Origin of the sequence: Blautia sp. An81, from assembly GCF_002161285.1 — a bacterium.
GTDB classification, from domain to species: Bacteria; Bacillota; Clostridia; order Lachnospirales; family Lachnospiraceae; genus Blautia; species Blautia ornithocaccae.
Genome location: NZ_NFHH01000018.1, coordinates 42849 through 62241, shown reverse-complemented (window position 1 = coordinate 62241; position 19393 = coordinate 42849). Strand labels below are relative to the sequence as shown.

The window sequence follows — 19393 nt, the reverse complement described above, 5'->3', positions numbered from 1 at the left end:
TCTTTTCTCATATAATTAGTGCCTGGTCTGCACCTTATTTCCAGATTCTGTAATTCCCGCTTAATGCCAGCCATGCAAATATATATAGGAAATTATCATAATAACGCCGGCTCCCTTTTCTAAGCGGGGTATTCCAAAATTTTTTTATACATTCGCCTGAATAAGGGCCGTCCGCTGCCAGAGAGGCCTGTGCATTTGTCGCAATAACAGCTACCGGATGTAGTGCCTTTTCCTTAAGTTTTGTCCCGTCTATAAGAAAAACTCCGTCCCAACTGTCTTTTTCTCTCACACAGTAAAATTCCTGCAGCCTTTCTGCAATTTCTTTCTGCCACGGATCCCGATGGAACCAAAGTGCATCCAGGCCGATATTTGCCATAGTCCGGTATGCGTCGCTGTAATACCAGTCATGACGTCCAAACTGAGCTTCCGTACCTGTGTGGGGGATGCCGTCGTATTCCGCATATTCCGGTGAGAGTCCTGTGTCCGGATTGCAGGCCAAATGCAGGAATACCCGGCTGTTTCCCGCTGCTTCCCTCCAAAACATTCTATCTTCTTCATCTGCCCACAAAGCAAACAATTCATAGAAATGCGGCAAATGATAAGAAGGGTCCGTAAATTCCACACCGGGAATAAACTTGATCAACTTGTTGTCCCGGTTCCACATAGGCTCTCCGGAATGTCCCGGTTCTCCCTTATGGATACACTCCCGAAGGATTTTTCTGGCCTCTCCACTGTAATCAAAAATCCCTTCTCTGTCGCCCCATCGATTAGCGGCGAAGAAAAGAGCCATTGCAAAAAATTCTTCCCCATCTGGCGCCGGACCATCAGCATTAGGCGTTCCATCTGTACCGCAAGACCATATAAAATAATTTTTTCCTGGTCCTTCCTGTATCCGCATATAAGTGCATACCCATTTCCATAACCTGTCAAACTCTTTCTGTTTATTCATCTGAACACAGACCATCATGCCATAAGACATTCCTTCCGTACGCACATCATGATTTCCTGTGTCCTCCAGGTATCCCATATCAGATCCTGATTCATGATAGAACCTTTCGTCATCTGGCCCATAAAATATTGTTTGGAAGATTTTCTCAAGGCGGCTGGTGATCTCCTCGCTGTTGTATCCCTGTTCTTCAAAAAAATTCCGATATTTTCCTGTATAAAATGCTCCTTCCACTTTTCTTTATCTCCTTTCTGTTTTTCCGGATACTCCTCCTGATCCAGAGTAATATAAAACTGCCGCATTAAGCATGACAAAGAATCTGTCTGTTCTCAATATCAGCTTAACGCAGCAGTTTATTATAGACTTACTGCTTATTCTTTTACCCCGCCAATAGTCAGGCCTGTCACAAAATATCTCTGAAGGAATGGATACAGACAGATAATTGGCAGCATAGTCAGAATCGTTGCCGCCGCACGGACTGATGTAGGCGTAACACTTCCAATGGCATTTTTCATTGCCTCTGCAGAGCTTCCCTGATTTGTTACAGAAGACAGCAGCTTCATCAGCTCGTACTGAAGAGTTGTAAATTCAGGGCTCATACGGTTGTACAGCATGGCATCGAACCAGGAGTTCCACTGTCCTACCGCCACAAACAGGGCTACTGTAGCATATACTGGCTTGCACAGCGGAGATATGATCTTCAGAAAAATCGTCATATATCCCGCACCGTCCAGCTGGGCAGATTCCTCCAGACTGTCTGGGATCCCTGCCATATAAGTACGGATAACCAGCATGTTAAAGGCACTTACCATTCCTGGAATCACATAAACCCAGAAACTATTGGTAAGTCCCAGGTTCTTATACAGCAAGAATATCGGAATCATACCACCGTTCACATACATGGTAATAACCCAGAATAGCGATAAGGATCGTTTAAATAAGAAGCGCTTTCTGCTGACAATAAAAGCCAGGATTGCATTAGCAAACAATGCTGTAACCGTTCCGAATATAGTTCGCAGTACCGTTATATAAGCGCCGGTAAGCAGATTATTTTTCTGAAGAACTGTATTATAGTTCTTCATTGTAAATTTTCTCGGCAGCAGATAAATGCCTCCCCGGAGAGCATCTGTACCATCATTCAGTGAAATCGCCAATGTATTCAGCACTGGATATAAAGTAATAACCACAAAGGCAATCATAAACAACGTATTTAATACGACAAAAATCTTATCTGGCACAGATTTCTGGGCTTTCGATTTTTTCTGTTTTACTTCTTTCATTTTCGGCACCTCCTAAAACAGCCTCTCTTCGCCATTACGCTTCGCAATCTGATTAGCAATGACGATCAGAACAATACTTACAAAGCTCTTGAAAATACCTGCGGCAGTACCGATCGCATAATCGCCCTGACTGATGCCCCATTTCAGCACATAAATGTCAATCGTCTGGGATACACTCTGTACCAAACCATTTCCAAGCAGATACTGGATCTCGAAGCCCGCATTTAATACATTTCCCACATTCATAAGAAGCAGGATAATGATTGTAGGCTTAATACCCGGTAAAGTTACATGTTTAATCTTGGCCCAGCGGCCGGCACCGTCCATACTGGCCGCTTCATAGAGAGATGGATCAATAGATGTGATAGCCGCCAGATAAATAATCGCATTCCAGCCAGTCTCTTTCCACACATTGGCAAACGCTACGATAGGCCAGAAATACTTTGTATGAGCAAAGAAATTTATAGGTTCATCAATCAGATGCAATCCTACCAAAAGTTCATTAATAATACCAGATCCCGACAGGGCATCATGCAGAATACCTGTTACAATGATCCAGGAAAGGAAATGGGGTAAGTAGGAAATTGTCTGAACGACTTTCTTACCTCCTTTTGACTGTACCTCATTTAAAAGAATAGCAAACACAATCGCCATGATAAAGGTTGCCGCCAGGTTGATCACACCCATTGCCAGAGTATTTCTGATAACCCGGACAAAGGTCACATCAGAAAACAGCTGTTTAAAATTTGCAAGTCCCACAAAAGCGGAGTGGAATAGCCCGTCCTTAGGTTTGTAATCCTCAAAGGCCATCACCCAGCCGCCCAGCGGGAGGTAATAGAAAATAATCCCATAGATCACGATGATCAATGACCAGAAGATCAGAACCTTCTGCCTTTTGATCTCCTTCCACGTAATCTTCGGTGTTGGTTCCGCTACATTTTCTTTTCTTCTCCTTTTCGCCATAGAAGCCATAATCTCACTCCTTTTCTATAAAACAGGCAGATGCCCTGTTTTTCTTTCTCTGACATCTGCCCATTTCTTTCAGAATTTTACACTTTACTGATACTTCGCAGCCTCTTCCATTCTTCTGTCTAATTCCTCCTGCATCTCATCTAAGAATGCCTGGGGATCACAGCTTTCATATGCCTCCATATATTCATCCCAGGCTGCATCAAAATCTTCTGCCATAACAACTTTTGGAAGATATTCATGCTTGATTTCTCCCATTTTTGTCAGCGCCATACCTCCAGGAGTACTGGTAGTCATATTATTGGAATAAGAATACATCGGATACCATGGGCCCGGTGCCTCGCTGGTCCCCAGCATATCCACGTAGGTTTCTGCGCCATAGGCTTCAAAGCATTTTTTTACATCATCGCTTAATCCATCGAAAAATTCTGTAGGCTGATACTGTGGCTGCATAGCGTTAATACCGTCCCTGCTGGTTCCTGCATACTGTGGAAAATAGGAATATGTACACAGGTGCGATGCCTTATAAGCAGTATCAGATGCCTCAAGTCTCTGTTCTTCTGTCTTGTAGAAAAGTCCGTTTTCATCTACCTCGTAATCTTCTCCTTCTACACCCCAGTAACGCAGATCATGAACCTCCTGGCTCAGAAGGTCGTTAATAAACTGAAGGGCACCCTCCACATCCTCACAGCTTGTTGTGATTGCAAGACCGCTGGCCTCATTCAACACACTGCCGGAGCAGTGCCACTTATTCTGGATCCCTTCCTCAATAGTGATTGGAAGAGGAACATAATCGCAGCCCTGCTCGTCCAGTCCCTGCTGCTTTAAGGAATCATTTACATTATAGGCAAAGTTCCACCACTGGTCGATCATGCCCAGTACACGTCCTGTGGAAAGTTTTGCGATATACTCATCATAGGTCTGTGTAAAGGATTCCGGATCTACAATGCCTTTATGATATTCTTCATTCAGCTTCTGGAAGTATTTCACTGCCGTAGGTGTCGTATTATAATCGATCACCTTTAATTCCTCAGGATCTACGATAACTGATCCGTCATTTGGATAACCGTCCAGGAACTGAGGTGCATTCTCCAGACAGAAATATCTCCAGTCCTCACAAAGTATGGTATATGGAATATTCTCAGTACCATCTTCCATGGTCGGATTTGCTTCCTGATAGGCTTCGATCAGATCAAAATACTGATCCATAGTCTTTACTTCCGGATAGCCAGCCCACTCCAGGACTCTGGTCTGGATCCAGAACGCTTCGTCATTATGAGTCGTCGCCTTTTCCTCTCCGTAAATGTTCTGGAACTGATTGATCCAATAAATATGCCCGTCCTCCTGACGAAGCTTATCCCATTCCTGATCAGTCAAGTATTCCTTGATATTCGGATAATCGTCAATATAATCATCTAAAGCTACCAATGCGCCTGCATCATATAGCTGTGCCATACCGTCTCCACCGTCAATAAAATCCGGATATTCTCCCCCGGCGATCATAGTTCCCACAGCCTCTTCTGCCGTCTGTCCGGTCAGCCAGGTTTCCTTGCACTTTGCACCAGTAATTTCTGCAATTTTCTGTTGAATCTCATTGTCATCATTTATCTCCGTTCCGGGCACAGCAAAAAAGGCTGTAAATTCTTTTACTCCTCCCTCCTCAGAACTGCCCTCTTTGTCCCCGCCGCCACAGCCAGCTAAAAGCGTGGAGAGCATTGCAACTCCCATAAGAGCTGCCAGCATCTGCTTTTTCTTCATCTCGCTTCCTCCTTCAATTTTGATATTATTATTCTATCTATTTCTTCTTTTTGTTACAACCTGACAAAAATAGAAAAAAGACAGGACAAAGTTTAGTTTTTTTTCACTAAACCATATCCTGTCTTTAGATTTTCCGCGATTATGTATGATTCCGGAACTTTTTTCGATAGCTTGTGGGAGTACACCCCTTCACAGAAATAAAGCGGTTGATAAAATAGTCCAGATCCCGGTATCCTACCTGTTCCGCCACCGCATAGATCTTATCTTCTGTCCGCAGGAGATACTCCGCTGCTTTTTCAATCCGATAATTGTTCAGATATTCTTTAAAGGGGATCCCATACTGCTTTCGGAACATCTGTCCCAGATAAGCGCTGTTTACATAATATTTTTTACTCAATTCCTTCAAGGTAATATTCTCATAGTAATTCTCCCTGATCTCTTTCTCCACCTTTGCCAGCACGCTTCCCTGCGTATTTCTTCGCAATTCGCTGAGATAGTCTGCATACTCCAGCATAAACGTTTCAAAATTTTCCCGGCTTCCACGTACCATTTTGGTATCAAAGGAATTTTCCCTGATATAAGAAATAATCTCGTTTTGATCCACGCTGTCATCCTGGGCCAGTCCCAAATGAGTCAGCCGCACAAGAAGATAATTCATATTGATCCGTATCATTCCCGGTTCCATATCCGCTCCATTTATTTCATGGAAAACCGTTTCTACAATTCCCTTTATCCTATCCCTATGGTTTTCCTCAACTGCTTTCAGCAGTTCTTCTATAATCTCTTCGCTTATGATCTTACCGCTTTTCTCCGTTGTTCTCTCTGAATAATACCGGATGCGCTCAGCTGCATCAAAGTTTTGAAAACTGAGAGCCATTATCGCCGTATGAAAAGAGCGGTAGATATCTTCAACTTTCTCTACTTTATCGCCTACATAAGCGGTGACAGGTATCTCAATCCCGTCCTGTACATGATTCAAAAGAGCCCGCAAAAATGTTTCTTCTGTCATATTTGCTTTCCCGGCCTGATGCACATCATAAAGCATACCAACATCATACCATTCTTCTCTTCCTGCCAGATCCATAAAAACAAAATAGCCGTCTGCATCTCCCAGGTATTGTCTGCATCTGGCATAAACACCTTTCTGCGCACACCTGATGGTCTGCGGTTCCATAATCTTTTCTCCGCTTTCCAATGCCAGGCAGACATAGCGAAGCCCTTCAGGCGCTTCTACTTTCTGGGATATGTACTCTACGGCTTCCCTGTCTCCCCTTCCCAATAAAATGGACTGCATATACCGTGCAAAATATGCCTGTTTCATTTTTTCTTCCTGAGATCTCTCATTCTCTCTTTTGTTATACAGCTGGTTCACCCTCTCCAGAAGTTCCGAAAGCTGTTCTTTCTGCACCGGCTTTAAAATATAATCTGTACATTTATATTTAATCGCCTGCTGAGCATAGGAAAACTCTCCATAGCCGCTGACGATCACAAAAAATGCCTCCGACACACTCTCTTCTCTGATTTTTTTCAAAAGCGTGATACCATCCATCACCGGCATCTTAACATCTGCCAGGATCAGATCTACTTCATTGGTTTTCAGAAAATCCAGAGCTTCTTTTCCATTATAAACCATTCCTGCAATTTCATATCCCCACTTTTCCCAGTCTATCAGCACAGAAAGCCCCTGTGCGATAAAAGGCTCATCATCTACTAACAGTACCTTCAGCATCTTTATCCCCCTCCCTAAAATATTTCACAGGCGCTGATATTGTCACAATGGTTCCCACCATTTTCTCGCTTTCCAGTGAAAAATGAATATTCCCCTCTGTCTGCATCTTCAGCCTCAGGCATGCGTTGATCACACCTACTCTTCCTTTTTCCCGAAGCATCTCAATATTTGCGTTTTCCATTCTCTCACGCAGATAATAGAGATAGGACTCCGGCATACCGCTTCCTGTATCTTCCACTTCCAAGTAAAGCTTTTCTTCCTGCCGATATGCTTTCACAAAAATCCAGCATTTCGCCGCCTTATCTTCAATCCCGTGTACACAGGAATTTTCTGCGAAAGTCACAAGAGAAAGTTTCGGAATTTTATAGCCTGCACATTCCTCCTGGATTTCTATGGAATAGGAAAGGCGGTCTCCAAAACGATATTTCTGCAATCTCAGATAAGCTTCTACAAATTTCTTTTCTTCTCCTATAGTTACCATATCCGTTCCCCACTCTACATACTGTCGTTCCATAACAGCAAGCTGCTCGATCATATCTGCAGTCTCATACTCTTGTTTCAATACGCTGCGCATCCGGATATTCTCCAGTACATTAAAAAGGAAATGAGGATTTATCTGCCCATGGAGGGCCAGCAGTTCCGCTTTCTGTCTTGCAATATTCATCTCCTGCTGTTTCAGCCTGCTTTTATAAACTGTTTCGATCAGGGAATTGGTCTTTTGGGCCATAATATTGTAATTACGCATAAGAGAGGCAATTTCATCCGTTCCATGGATACTTTTAATTTCTTCCAGACGTCCTTCCACGCTGTAGTTGAAAATCCGGCTCAGAAAGCCGATGCGTTCCACAAAATTTCTCCGAAGCGCATTCATAAAAATCCATGGAAACAACACATTTATCAGAAGCATCAGTACCAGAATCGGAAAGCTTTTAATCATAACCTCTCCCACACCGCTGCTGTAAGGTATCACATAGATAGTCAGTTCCTGTCCGTAAAACGCCATTCTTTCCGTATATTCCCCGCTTCTATACCCCACGCTGCTGATATAAGAATAATTCTGACTGCTGTTGCCCAATCCGGTATTGGATAGCAGAATCTGTCCCGTTTCGGAGCAGACGTACACATCACCTCCATAATTCGCCATTGTCATTCCCTGGTTGATGGCATTATAATCCAGATCTATTCTCAGGAGCTTATTGTACTTATCCCGCTTATATCGGTCCAGTTTCCGTACAAAAGACAGCTTTTTCACCGGGCTTGGGTTGGTCGGCCCTGCATCCTCATAGTAAAAATACATCTGCATGTTCTGTCCGGAATCCATAAAATCCCGATACCATTTTTCCTCTTCCACAGATTCCATACGCCAGAAGCGTCCGCCGTTGACGATGGTGCCGTTATCTGCATACATCCGGATAATGGAATTGCTGGTTCCCAGCGAGCTGTCAAAAAGAGAGTCTTTCAGCAGTTCCTGATACTGATTATAATAATCCAGCGTCGATTGAAATTCTGTATTCAGAAACTCATTGATATACTTGTTAAAGTAAATATTCTTGGAAAGCATGACCGTCTCCTCTGTAGCGCTGTTTAAACTATATTTCACAGCGCTGACGATGCCTCTGCTTGTTTCCTGTTTCGTATCATATTCTCTTTTGACGATCAACCCGATGATCACTGCATCCGTCAATACCAATGGAAGTATCATACAGTAAAAATACAGCAAAAACAATTTTTTTTTGATCTTTAGATTGTTAAGGCGATCATCCAGCCAGTTTCGAAATCTTCCCGTCATGGTAGTTCTCCTCATCTGTCTTTTCCGTTTCATCCTTCTCTTTTCAGGCAGATCACATTCCAAGGCATTTTTCCAACTCTGCTTTTATACTGCCGTTTCCTTTCCATCTCGAAGACCCGTTTCCATTTAAAACTGCAAAGCTGTTCCTCTGTATTTACGACCTTCGGGGCCTCCCCAGCAGTATAAGCATTTTCCAGAAGCTCCTTGATCAACAGCGTCTTATCTGCATAATAATATCCCTGTTCTCTGATCTTTTCAAAATCATCTACGCCAATAGGCAATGGTTTAAACCTCATGCACTCACCTCTTTCCCCTAAGTATATACCATCACCCCTCCCAATTCCAGCAGAATTTCCTCAAGCCAGCCCAGACTCCACCTCACATTTTCTATACACGCAGAAAGCCCCCTGTGTTTTCTGCGAATTTGTCGAGCATGGTTTGAGACCTCAGAATCAAACCAGCGCAGACTGAGCAAGAAAACACAGGGGGCTTCCATCCCGTCTATAAATAACTATGACAGTTCCAGTTTTCCAGTATACAACTGATAGTAGGTTCCCTTCAGAGCCAGCAGCTCTTTATGGGTACCTCTCTCGATGATCCGTCCGTGTTCCAGAACCATGATGGCATCACTGTTACGGATAGTGGACAGTCTGTGGGCAATAACAAATACGGTACGCCCTTTCATCAGGTTATCCATACCCTGCTGGACAATACGCTCTGTACGGGTATCGATGCTGGAGGTTGCCTCGTCCAGGATCAATACCGGCGGATCTGCGATGGCGGCTCTGGCAATAGCCAGCAGCTGCCTCTGGCCCTGTGACAGTTCCTCGCCGTCTCCGGTAAGTACCGTGTCATATCCTTTTGGAAGCATATTGATAAACTGGTCTGCATGAGCCAGTCTTGCTGCCGCGTAAACTTCCTCGTCTGTAGCGTCCAGTTTTCCGTAGCGGATATTCTCCATAATGGTTCCTGTGAACAGATGAGTATCCTGAAGAACGATTCCCAGGGAATGACGGAGATCTGCCTTCTTGATCTTGTTGATATTAATTCCGTCATAACGGATCTTACCGTCCTGTACATCGTAAAATCGATTGATCAGGTTGGTGATGGTTGTCTTTCCTGCTCCGGTAGAACCTACGAAAGCAACTTTCTGGCCTGGCTTTGCATAGAGGGTCAGGTCGTGGAGTACCATATGGTCATCCGTATATCCAAAGGACATATCGAAGAATCTTACATCGCCTTTCAGCTCTGTATAGGTAACGCTTCCGTCTGCCTGATGAGGGTGTTTCCATGCCCAGAGGCCTGTACGCTCCTGGCACTCTGTAAGACTTCCGTCTGGATTTCTCTTTGCATTTACAAGAGTAACATATCCGTCGTCTACTTCCGGCTCCTCATCGATCATATTGAAGATACGCTCTGCACCTGCCAGCGCCATGATAATGGAGTTAAACTGCTGAGCAATCTGCATAAAAGGCTGCGTAAAGCTTCTGGTAAACTGAAGATAAGAAGCCATAACACCCAGAGTAATTCCTCCGATTCCTGCTACAGAAAGGACACCGCCGAAAATAGCTGTAAGAACGAACTGCAGATTTCCCATGTTTCCGATAATAGGCCCCATCATACTTGCAAAGGTATGTGCAGAAGATGCACTTTCGAAAAGTCTTTCGTTTAATCTGTCAAAATCTTCCTCTGTCCTTCTCTCATGGTTGAAAACTTTGATAACCCTCTGTCCATTCATCTGCTCTTCTACATATCCGGTAACATCAGCCAGGTCGATCTGCTGTCTGATGAAATATTTTCCGCTGTTTCCTCCCACGTATCTGGCTACAAGGATCATCAGCAGGATGACCAGCACTGCCAGGGCTGTCAGGATGGGGCTTAAAAGCAGCATGGAAATAAAGGTTACTACAATAGTAAAGCTGGACATGAGCACCTGTGGGATAGACTGGTTGATCATCTGTCTCAGGGTATCCGTATCATTAGTATACAGACTCATGATAGAACCGTTTGTATTCTGGTCGAAATAACGGATCGGAAGAGTCTGCATATGCTCAAACATCTCGTCTCTTACTTTCTTCAGCACGCCCTGGCCGATAATAACCATCAGGCGGTTGTACACAAAGCTGGCGATAACGCCCAGTATAAAAATACATGCCAGAACTGCCATTGCCTGATACAGCTCTGTGAAATTCGGATTCTGCTGTCCCACCAGGGGAAGAATAAAGTCATCCAGCAGGAATCTGAGAGAAAGTGACACAGCAATAGAAGAGATAGAGGTCATAAGTATACAGATCAATACAATGATAAACTGTACCTTATAAGGCCCTGTCACATATTTCAAAAGTCTTCCTGCTGTCTTAAGGGTACCTGCGTTTACCTTTGGCTTATCATTTGGTTTACTCATTCTCTTCACCTCCCTTAATCTGCGATTCATAAATCTCACGGTAGATGGCATTGGTCTTCAGCAGCTCTTCAGATGTTCCTATACCGTTGATCTCACCATTTTCCATAACAATGATCATATCCGCATCTTCCACAGAAGAGATCCTCTGAGCGATAATGATCTTGGTAGTATCCGGTATTTCCTCTCTGAATGCTTTTCGGATCAGAGCATCTGTCTTGGTATCTACCGCACTGGTAGAATCGTCAAGGATCAGGATCTTCGGTTTCTTAAGCAAAGCTCTTGCAATACAGAGTCTCTGCTTCTGACCGCCGGAAACATTATTTCCGCCCTGTACGATCATAGTATCGTACTTATCCGGGAATTCCTGGATAAAACTGTCGGCCTGAGCCAGCTTACAGACTCTCTGCACCTCTTCATCTGTAGCCTCCTCATCACCCCAGCGGATGTTGTCGTAGATGGTACCTGTAAACAGCACGTTTTTCTGCAGTACCATAGATACCTGATCACGAAGAGATTCCAGTTTGTACTCCCGTACATCTACGTCTCCTACTTTTACGCATCCTTTTGTTACGTCATAAAGCCTTGGGATCATCTGCACCAAAGTAGATTTGGCGCTTCCGGTCCCTCCCACGATACCGATCATCTGTCCTGACTTAATATGGAGATTAACATTCTTCAGAGAAAGATTTCCTCCTTCTCCCGAATAACTGAAGTCTACATTCTCAAAATCAATATCTCCGTTGGCTACCTCTGTCCTTGCATTTTCTTTATCAGACATCTCAGGAACTTCATCCATGACCTCTGTAATACGGTCTGTAGAAGCCTGGGCGATCATGATCAGAACGAAAACAAAAGAAACCATCATCAGAGAAATGAGGATCTGGATAGCATAGACGATAACACTGGTAAGCTCACCAGTCTCCATGGTTCCAAAGACAATACTCTTTCCTCCGATATAAACCATACAGAGCACTACCAGATATATGGTAAACATCATTACCGGATTATTCCATGCAACGATCTTCTCTGCTTTTGTGAACAGTTTATAAACAATACCGGAAATCTTATGGAACTTCTCGTCCTCATGTTCTGCTCTTACATAAGCCTTTACTACTCTGGCTGCATTTACATTTTCCTGGACCGTATTATTCAGTACGTCATACTCATCAAATACACGGATAAAATGAGGATGGGCCTTTTTGGCGATAAAAATAAGAATACCGCCCAGAATCGGCACGGTGATCAGCAGCATCAGGGCAATATCCGCATTAATGGTCAGCGTCATGATAAGAGACAGCACGATCATGATCGGCGCTCTTACCAGCATACGGATGGTCATCATATACGCCATCTGGATGTTGGTGATGTCTGTTGTCAGTCTGGTTACCAGACTTGAGGTTGAAAAATTGTCAATGTTCTTAAATGAAAATTCCTGTATTTTATAGAAAATATCATGCCTCAGATTCTTGGCATATCCAGAGGAAGCGATGGCTCCCATCTTACCTGCCATTGCGCCGAAAAACAGCGACACCATAGCCATGATAACCAGCACTACACCGATACTCAGTATGTATCCCATATCTCCGTTGGCGATACCTACATCGATGATCCTGGCCATAAGAAGTGGAATCAGCACTTCTATCAAAACTTCAAAGATTACGAGAATCGGCGTCAAAATAGATTCCTTTTTATATTCTCGTACAGATTGAAGCAGTTTCCTATTCATACATTTCTTCCCTTCCTTTCATATAATCTTCTTCTTTGGCTAAATTTTCGGACATTTTCTTCAGCACCTTAAGACAGGTCTTGTAGTCCTCCTCGGTCACTCCCGCCCGCAGCTTTTCTTCCACAGTCCGGATATTTTCCATTACTTCCCTCTGTATGGTAATGGCCTTTTCCGTGGGAAGGATCCTTTTCATCCTTCCATCCCGTTTAGAGGACTTCCTTTCGATAAAGCCCTTCCTCTCCATGAGCTGAAGTATTTCCGTAACGGTAGACTTGCTGACTTTGAATTCTTTCTCAAGATCCTTCTGGTATACAGGATTCTCCAGGGATCTGACAAGAATATAATGCAGCACACGGTTCTGCATGGTAGTCAGTCCGCAGTCTTTCCAGGTGTAGAAAAAAATCGTCCGTTTCAGTTGATGGGATACGATATTGATGATTCTTCCCGCATCCTCTTCCCTCTTGGGATTTTCCTGAATCAACTTCTTTTTTTCCATTCTCTCACCTCACTGAATTAGTTCGGGTTCCAAATAGTTCGTTTCCGAACCAATATCATTATACGGCCCTTGTTCTGTATATGTCAATGCATAAAAATAGAAAAAAAGTATGTTTATTTTCAGGAGTTTTAGTCAAAAAAACAGAACCGCCTAAGTCCTGTTTTTCTGTACTTATCTTCAATTCTTCTCTGGCGGTCCTGTTCTTTTTTAACTTGCTCTCTTCATCAGATTTCAGCTGTGGCCTCTTTCAGCCATTCTCTTTCTTCTTCAATCAGCATAGGGCCTATAGTATCATATACTCTCCTGTGATAATCGTTCAGCCACTCCAGTTCCTCCCGTGTCAGCATTTCCGGAAGAATCGCTTCTCTTTCATAAGGCACCAGAGTAACCGTCTCAAATTCCATAAACTGTCCGTATCCGTTCTTCTCCGCTTTTTTACAGAGGAGGAGATTCTCTGTACGGATTCCGTATCTCCCCTCCAGGTACAGGCCTGGCTCGTCAGAAGTAAGCATTCCCTCTTCCAAGGGTGTTGCATTCCCTCTTCTTCCATTTGCCCTTATCTTCCAGTTAATATTCTGAGGGCCTTCATGTACATTCAGAAGATATCCTACCCCGTGTCCTGTTCCATGGTTAAAGTCCAGTCCGCGAGCCCAAAGAGGACCTCTTACCAGCACATCCAGATTTGCTCCACTGCATCCTTCCTGGAATTTTGCCATAGCAAGGCGGATATGCCCCTGAAGCACCAGAGTAAAATGTTCTTTCTGCTCTCTGGTCAGTTCTCCCACTGCAATAGTCCTGGTAATGTCTGTGGTTCCCTGCCAGTACTGTCCGCCAGAATCAATCAGGAAGAATCCCTTGGGCTCCACTTTAGCATAGTCTGTCTCCGTAGGAGCATAGTGGCACATTGCCGCGTTTGGACCATAAGCACAGATAGTCTCAAAGCTCAGGTCCAGACAGTCTGGATCTTCCATACGGAATTTTTTGCTCTCTAAAGAGGCGCTGTACTCCGTCACATCTCCTCCCGGCACGTTCTTTTTCAGCCAGTAAATAAACCGGCACATAGCCCTGGCATCTTTAATATGAGCCACTTTCAGATTTTCCATTTCTACCGGATTTTTATTTCCTTTAAAAATTGCTGCCGGATTTGGACGGAAAATAATCTCCCTTTTCTGTGGAATATTTTTATACAGAGAATAGTTTGTACACAGATCCTCCAGCATTACCTTCTGAGAATCCTCCAGTTTTTTCACATCTTCATAAACCTGGAAGTAGGGGTGCAGCACCACGCCTGCCTTTTCCAGCTCTTCTCTGACCTTTGAGGACACAGCCTCTTCCTGTACATAAAAATGTACCTGGTCCATAGTCAGTATCACATAGGAAAGGACTACCGGATTATATTCAATATCATTTCCTCGGATATTCAGCAGCCATACAATGTCATCCAGACTGGAGATTACATGGATCTGAGCACCTGCCTCTTCCATCTCTCTGCGGACTCTGGCAATCTTCTCTTCTCTTGTTTCTCCTGCATATTTCACATCCAGGATATAAACCGGCTCTTTTGACATCTGAGGACGGTCTGACCAGATTTTTCCTGCCAGATCATCCTGGCACTTAAAGGTTCCTTCTTTCTTTTCCAGCAATTCTTCATACTTTCTGCCCTCGGCAACACTGATGGTCCGTCCGTCACAGCCCAGGCATCCCTTCTGAGGCAGGACCTCTTCAATGAATTCTTCTACTGTAGGCACCCCTTCTTCTCCCATCTTCATAAGGGTCACCCCTGTGCCGGCAAGCTGCTTTCCAGCCTGGATAAAGTATCTGCCGTCTGTCCAAAGGCGGGCCTCATTTTTTGTGACAATAAGGGTTCCTGCGGAACCGGTAAATCCAGAAAGCCAGGCTCTTGCCTTAAAATAATCTCCTACATACTCTGACTGATGAAAATCTGCAGTAGGCACCAGGTACACATCGATTCCCGCCAACTGCATTTCCTGCTGCAGTTTTGCAATCCTTTCTTGATTTACATTCATTTTAACCCTTCCTTTCTCTTAATGAATTCCCTTCATGGTGAGAGAAATTCTCTTTTTCTTCATGTCTACGCCCAGAACCTTTACTTCTACAATATCTCCTACGCTGACAGCTTCCAGAGGATGCTTGATATACCGGTCTGTCATCTGAGAAATATGTACCAGGCCGTCCTGGTGCACGCCGATATCTACAAAGGCACCGAAGTCAATAACATTCCGTACGGTTCCTTTCAGGATCATTCCTTCTTTCAGGTCTTTCATCTCCAGTACATCGGTACGGAGGATTGGTCTGGGCATTTCTTCTCTGGGATCTCTTCCCGGTTTTGTCAGCTCCTTCACCATATCCCGGAGGGTCATTTCTCCAATTTCCAGCTTCTTGGCCATCTGACCATAATCTTTCACATAATATACTGCCGGGCCGTTAAAAATGTCTTCCGGTTTCATTCCCATCTGTGCCAGGAATTTTTCTGCTGCTTCATAAGATTCCGGATGTACGCTGGTACCATCCAGAGGGTTCTTTCCTCCCCGGATGCGAAGGAATCCGGCACACTGTTCAAAAGCCTTCGGTCCCAGCTTTGCTACCTTCAGAAGTTCTTTTCTGTCTTCAAACCTTCCGTTCTCTTCTCTGTAAGCCACAATGTTTTTGGCAATTGCCTTGGAAACGCCGGACACATATTCCAGAAGAGAGACAGAAGCTGTATTCAGGTCTACGCCCACCCGGTTTACACAGTCTTCTACCACTCCGGAAAGTGCTTCTCCCAGTTTCTTCTGGTTCATATCATGCTGATACTGTCCCACACCGATAGATTTCGGGTCAATCTTTACCAATTCTGCCAGGGGATCCTGAAGTCTTCTGGCAATAGACGCCGCGCTTCTCTGTCCCACGTCAAAATTCGGAAACTCCTCCGTAGCCAGCTTGCTGGCAGAGTATACAGAAGCCCCTGCTTCATTGGTGATCACATACTGGACTTTCTCAGGAATCTCCTTTAAAAGCTCCACGATAACCTGTTCAGATTCCCTGCTGGCAGTTCCATTTCCCACAGAAAACAGGGTAATGTTGTATTTTTTAATAAGCTTTTTCAGCGTCTCTTTAGCTGCAGCGATCTTTGCCGGAGTAGTCGGCGCTGTAGGATAGATAACTGTAGTATCCAGAACTTTACCTGTAGGGTCTACTACTGCCAGCTTACACCCTGTACGGAAAGCAGGGTCCCAGCCCAGAACTACCTGCCCCTCGATAGGCGGCTGCATCAGAAGCTGTTCCAGGTTTTTCTTAAACACCTTGATAGCTCCGTCCTCGGCTTTTTCTGTCATGTCACTGCGGATTTCTCTTTCAATAGCAGGAGCGATCAGACGGCGGTAGCTGTCTTCCACTGCTGCTTTTAAGATTTCTGAGGTATTGGGATTATCTTTGGTGATCACCTGTTTTTCCAGATAGCGGAGAATATCTTCCTCCGGAGCCTGGATCTTCACAGTAAGGATCTTCTCCTTTTCTCCACGGTTAATGGCCAGCACTCTGTGGCCTGCCACTTTGGAAACCGGTTCCTCATATTCATAGTACATATCGTATACTGTAGATTCCTCTGGCTTTTTCGCAGCAGATACCAGAAGGCCGGATTTCATGGTCATCTTCCGGATACGGATACGGTAGTCTGCCTCATCAGAGATACTTTCTGCCACAATATCCATAGCTCCTGCCAGAGCTTCCTGAGGCGTTTTTACTTCCTTTTCTTCAGAGACAAAGGCTGCTGCCTCTTCTTCCATGGTCTTCTGTGTCATCTGCAGGAGTAGGATATTTGCCAAAGGCTCCAGTCCTTTTTCTTTTGCAATGGTAGCTCTTGTCCTTCTCTTTGGACGGTAAGGCCGGTAAAGGTCTTCCACTACCACCAGGGTCTCTGCTTCCAGAATCTGTTTTTTTAATTCTTCTGTCAGTTTTCCCTGTTCTTCAATACTGGAAAGTACCTGGTTTTTCTTATCCTCCAGATTTCTCAGATAGTTCAGTCGCTCGGAAAGGTTACGGAGCTGTTCATCGTTTAAAGCCCCGGTGACTTCTTTCCGGTATCTGGAAATAAAGGGGATCGTATTTCCTTCATCTATCAACTTAACAGCAGCTTCTACCTGCCATTTTTCTACTTTTAATTCCTGGGTGATTTTCTGAATAATATCCATATAATAACTGTCCCTTTCTTTTGATTCTTTAACCCATAAAACTCTAACACGTATTTTCCTAAAAATCAAGGAGGTCTTGCCCCCTTTACCCATACATGCTAAAATAGGGAAAAACACTACAGAAACGAGGTTCTAACTTATGGACAATCCAACAGAAGGCAACTACTATCAGCCTTATCGTCCGGAGGATCCGGCACCTGCTCCGCCTCCCCGGTATTATGACGGGAGCCAGAACTTTGCTACCCTTTCTCTGGTTATGGGAATCCTGGCTCTTGTCTCTTTGTGCTGTTTTCCCTTTATATCCATTCCTTTTGCCGGACTTGGAATCTTATTTTCCTGTCTGTCCAAAGGGAAGTTTTCCCGTCCCGGCCCTGCCAAGGCGGGCATGGCTATTTCCACAGCCCTGCTGGCCATTCTGCTGACTCTGGGAATCCTGGTCTCTGTTATGGTATTCTCTTCACCTATGGGCAGAAGCTTTTTCCAGGATTACATGGATCTGCTTACTTCTGATACAATAACAGAGCAGGAACTCTATGATTTTATTGAGAAATACACCGGCGGAATTTCTGATTACGGTTCGGATTCCTACTCGCAGCCGGATACGCCTTATTATGACAACGGCGATGATGCCTATGATGATTTTTTTGAAGACTATTACGATTATTTTAACGGCGGTGACAGTTATCCAGGATATTCTTACCCCGATGGAGACTACTTCCCTGAGTACCAGGAACCAGACTCCGGAACAGGGGACAATTATATTTAAAGGATTCCTGTCCCCCAGAAGATTTTTGCAAAGTTTTTTATGATACACTGGAGGATGATCACAACGACCTCCAGGTATAGAAATTTATCTGTATAGGGAAGACCAATTTTCAGCCGCCCTTTTGACAAGATTTCTGCTGTGTGGGAAACCATAAACCATACATAGAGAACGGCTGTAAGGACTACCGCTGGATGGTACAGAAAAGACTGAAGGATATGCCCTGAAAGCAGAAGCCGGAAGGCTCTTGTGCCTCCGCAGCCCGGGCAGTACAGTCCTGTAAGGCTGTGGAACAGGCAGGGCGGAAGGGAAAACTTCAATCCCAGAAAATGCTCTGCTCCCAGCCAGAAGGCCAGCAGCCCCAGCAATATCAGGCCGCAGATATAAATGCCCTTTTCCTGCTGTGGGTTTCTGTTCTGCTTCATGTTTTCCCCGCCTTTCCTGTCAGAAATGATAATAGAAAATTATACTACAGATTCCATATCCACGTAAACATTTTTCAGATTGGAGATATCTTTATGAGACGTTCATCATCAGATTTAAAGGCCTTGTCCAGAGAGGCCTTAAACGGACAATGGGGACTTCCCGTTGCCGCCTACCTGCTTATTTTTATCTGTTCCATTATCCTTACTCTGGTAATCACGGCACTTTTGTCACCTTACAGCGTGCTGAGCATCGTCACCTGTCAGATTATGATTTATATTGTAAATCTTTTTGTTTCCCTTCTTCAGGCAGGTAATATGAAGATGCATCTGAATATCAACCGAAAAGAGGCCTTTGAGCTGAAGGATTTGATTCTTCCCTTTACCATGCAGCCGGACAGGTTTTTAACTGTAAACCTGATCCTGCTTCTGGCAGAAGTCCTTCCGTCTCTTCCTCTGACTGTACTCAGCTATCGGACAGAAACCATGGAATCTCTGTTTTTCTCCCTGGCAGCTTCTCTGGTACAGTCTTTGATAGGCCTTATACTTTCTCTCTTCTTTGGCCTGTCCAATTATCTTCTTCTGGACAATCCGGAGATGGGTGCCATAGAGTCCCTGAAGATAAGTTTCCGTCTGATGAGGGGAAACAAAGGCAGATACTTCTATATTACTCTGAGCTTTATTCCTCTGACTATTGCCTGCGTCTTCACCTGTTATATCGGCCTCCTCTGGCTGGAGCCTTATATTGCCAACACTATGGCTCATTTTTATATGGATGTAACCGGAGAAATAGACAATCCCAGACCAAAAGAAGAACCGCCCATGCAGGAACAGCCTTTTAACTACATGTAAATCGAAAAGGAGCTGTAGCGTTAGACATATGTCTAACGCTACAGCTCCTTAAATTAAACCGAAAACCTA

The 19393-nt window shown here is 44.3% G+C and carries 15 protein-coding genes; 2 read left to right on the top strand and 13 right to left on the bottom strand.

What is annotated here, in order from left to right:
* Window positions 1-34: 34 nt before the first annotated feature.
* From B5G33_RS14615 to B5G33_RS14560, 12 genes are all read right to left on the bottom strand, one after another.
* Window positions 35-1180, bottom strand: a complete 1146-nt coding sequence (locus B5G33_RS14615; protein ID WP_087269645.1) for a glycosyl hydrolase family 8 — start codon at window positions 1178-1180, stop codon at window positions 35-37.
* A 137-nt stretch (window positions 1181-1317) separates the two neighbouring features.
* Window positions 1318-2226 (bottom strand): carbohydrate ABC transporter permease, encoded by a 909-nt coding sequence (locus B5G33_RS14610; RefSeq protein ID WP_087269642.1) that lies wholly within the window; start codon window positions 2224-2226, stop codon window positions 1318-1320.
* Between the two features lie 12 nt (window positions 2227-2238).
* Window positions 2239-3189 carry an ABC transporter permease subunit gene (locus B5G33_RS14605; protein WP_330396706.1) on the bottom strand — a complete coding sequence of 317 codons (951 nt, stop codon included), beginning with the start codon at window positions 3187-3189 and terminating at the stop codon, window positions 2239-2241.
* Window positions 3190-3282: 93 nt separating this feature from the next.
* Window positions 3283-4953 (bottom strand): sugar ABC transporter substrate-binding protein, encoded by a 1671-nt coding sequence (locus B5G33_RS14600; RefSeq protein ID WP_087269636.1) that lies wholly within the window; start codon window positions 4951-4953, stop codon window positions 3283-3285.
* A gap of 139 nt (window positions 4954-5092) precedes the next feature.
* Window positions 5093-6682, bottom strand: coding sequence for a response regulator transcription factor (locus B5G33_RS14595; RefSeq protein WP_087269633.1), 1590 nt, complete (start codon window positions 6680-6682; stop codon window positions 5093-5095).
* Window positions 6657-8471, bottom strand: coding sequence for a sensor histidine kinase (locus tag B5G33_RS14590; RefSeq protein WP_087269630.1), 1815 nt, complete (start codon window positions 8469-8471; stop codon window positions 6657-6659). Before B5G33_RS14590 ends, B5G33_RS14595 begins: the two co-directional genes overlap by 26 nt.
* A 29-nt stretch (window positions 8472-8500) precedes the next feature.
* Window positions 8501-8767, bottom strand: coding sequence for an AAA family ATPase (locus tag B5G33_RS22770; RefSeq protein WP_087269627.1), 267 nt, complete (start codon window positions 8765-8767; stop codon window positions 8501-8503).
* A gap of 215 nt (window positions 8768-8982) precedes the next feature.
* Entirely contained in the window at window positions 8983-10875 is a 1893-nt protein-coding gene (locus B5G33_RS14580; protein ID WP_087269624.1) for an ABC transporter ATP-binding protein, read from the bottom strand.
* Window positions 10868-12601 carry an ABC transporter ATP-binding protein gene (locus tag B5G33_RS14575; RefSeq protein ID WP_087269621.1) on the bottom strand — a complete coding sequence of 578 codons (1734 nt, stop codon included), beginning with the start codon at window positions 12599-12601 and terminating at the stop codon, window positions 10868-10870. Before B5G33_RS14575 ends, B5G33_RS14580 begins: the two co-directional genes overlap by 8 nt.
* Complete coding sequence (locus B5G33_RS14570) at window positions 12594-13097, bottom strand: MarR family winged helix-turn-helix transcriptional regulator (RefSeq protein ID WP_087269618.1); 504 nt, start codon at window positions 13095-13097, stop codon at window positions 12594-12596. Before B5G33_RS14570 ends, B5G33_RS14575 begins: the two co-directional genes overlap by 8 nt.
* A 224-nt stretch (window positions 13098-13321) precedes the next feature.
* On the bottom strand, window positions 13322-15124 hold the full coding sequence (locus tag B5G33_RS14565; protein ID WP_087269615.1) for an aminopeptidase P family protein: 1803 nt from the start codon (window positions 15122-15124) through the stop codon (window positions 13322-13324).
* An 18-nt stretch (window positions 15125-15142) separates the two neighbouring features.
* A complete protein-coding gene (locus B5G33_RS14560; protein ID WP_087269612.1) occupies window positions 15143-17287 on the bottom strand; it encodes a Tex family protein in 2145 nt (714 codons plus the stop codon).
* Window positions 17288-17426: 139 nt separating this feature from the next.
* On the opposite strand from B5G33_RS14560, the gene B5G33_RS14555 reads away from it, so the two are divergent.
* Window positions 17427-18053: a hypothetical protein gene (locus B5G33_RS14555; protein ID WP_087269609.1), complete on the top strand. Its 627-nt coding sequence runs from the start codon at window positions 17427-17429 to the stop codon at window positions 18051-18053.
* On the opposite strand, the gene B5G33_RS14550 is transcribed toward B5G33_RS14555, so the two are convergent.
* On the bottom strand, window positions 18050-18475 hold the full coding sequence (locus B5G33_RS14550; protein ID WP_087418182.1) for a DUF2752 domain-containing protein: 426 nt from the start codon (window positions 18473-18475) through the stop codon (window positions 18050-18052). The two genes, B5G33_RS14555 and B5G33_RS14550, sit on opposite strands and share 4 nt — an antisense overlap.
* Before the next feature lie 93 nt (window positions 18476-18568).
* Here B5G33_RS14550 and B5G33_RS14545 point away from each other — a divergent pair, with 93 nt between their 5' ends.
* Window positions 18569-19324 (top strand): DUF975 family protein, encoded by a 756-nt coding sequence (locus B5G33_RS14545; protein WP_158229627.1) that lies wholly within the window; start codon window positions 18569-18571, stop codon window positions 19322-19324.
* Window positions 19325-19393: the final 69 nt, after the last annotated feature.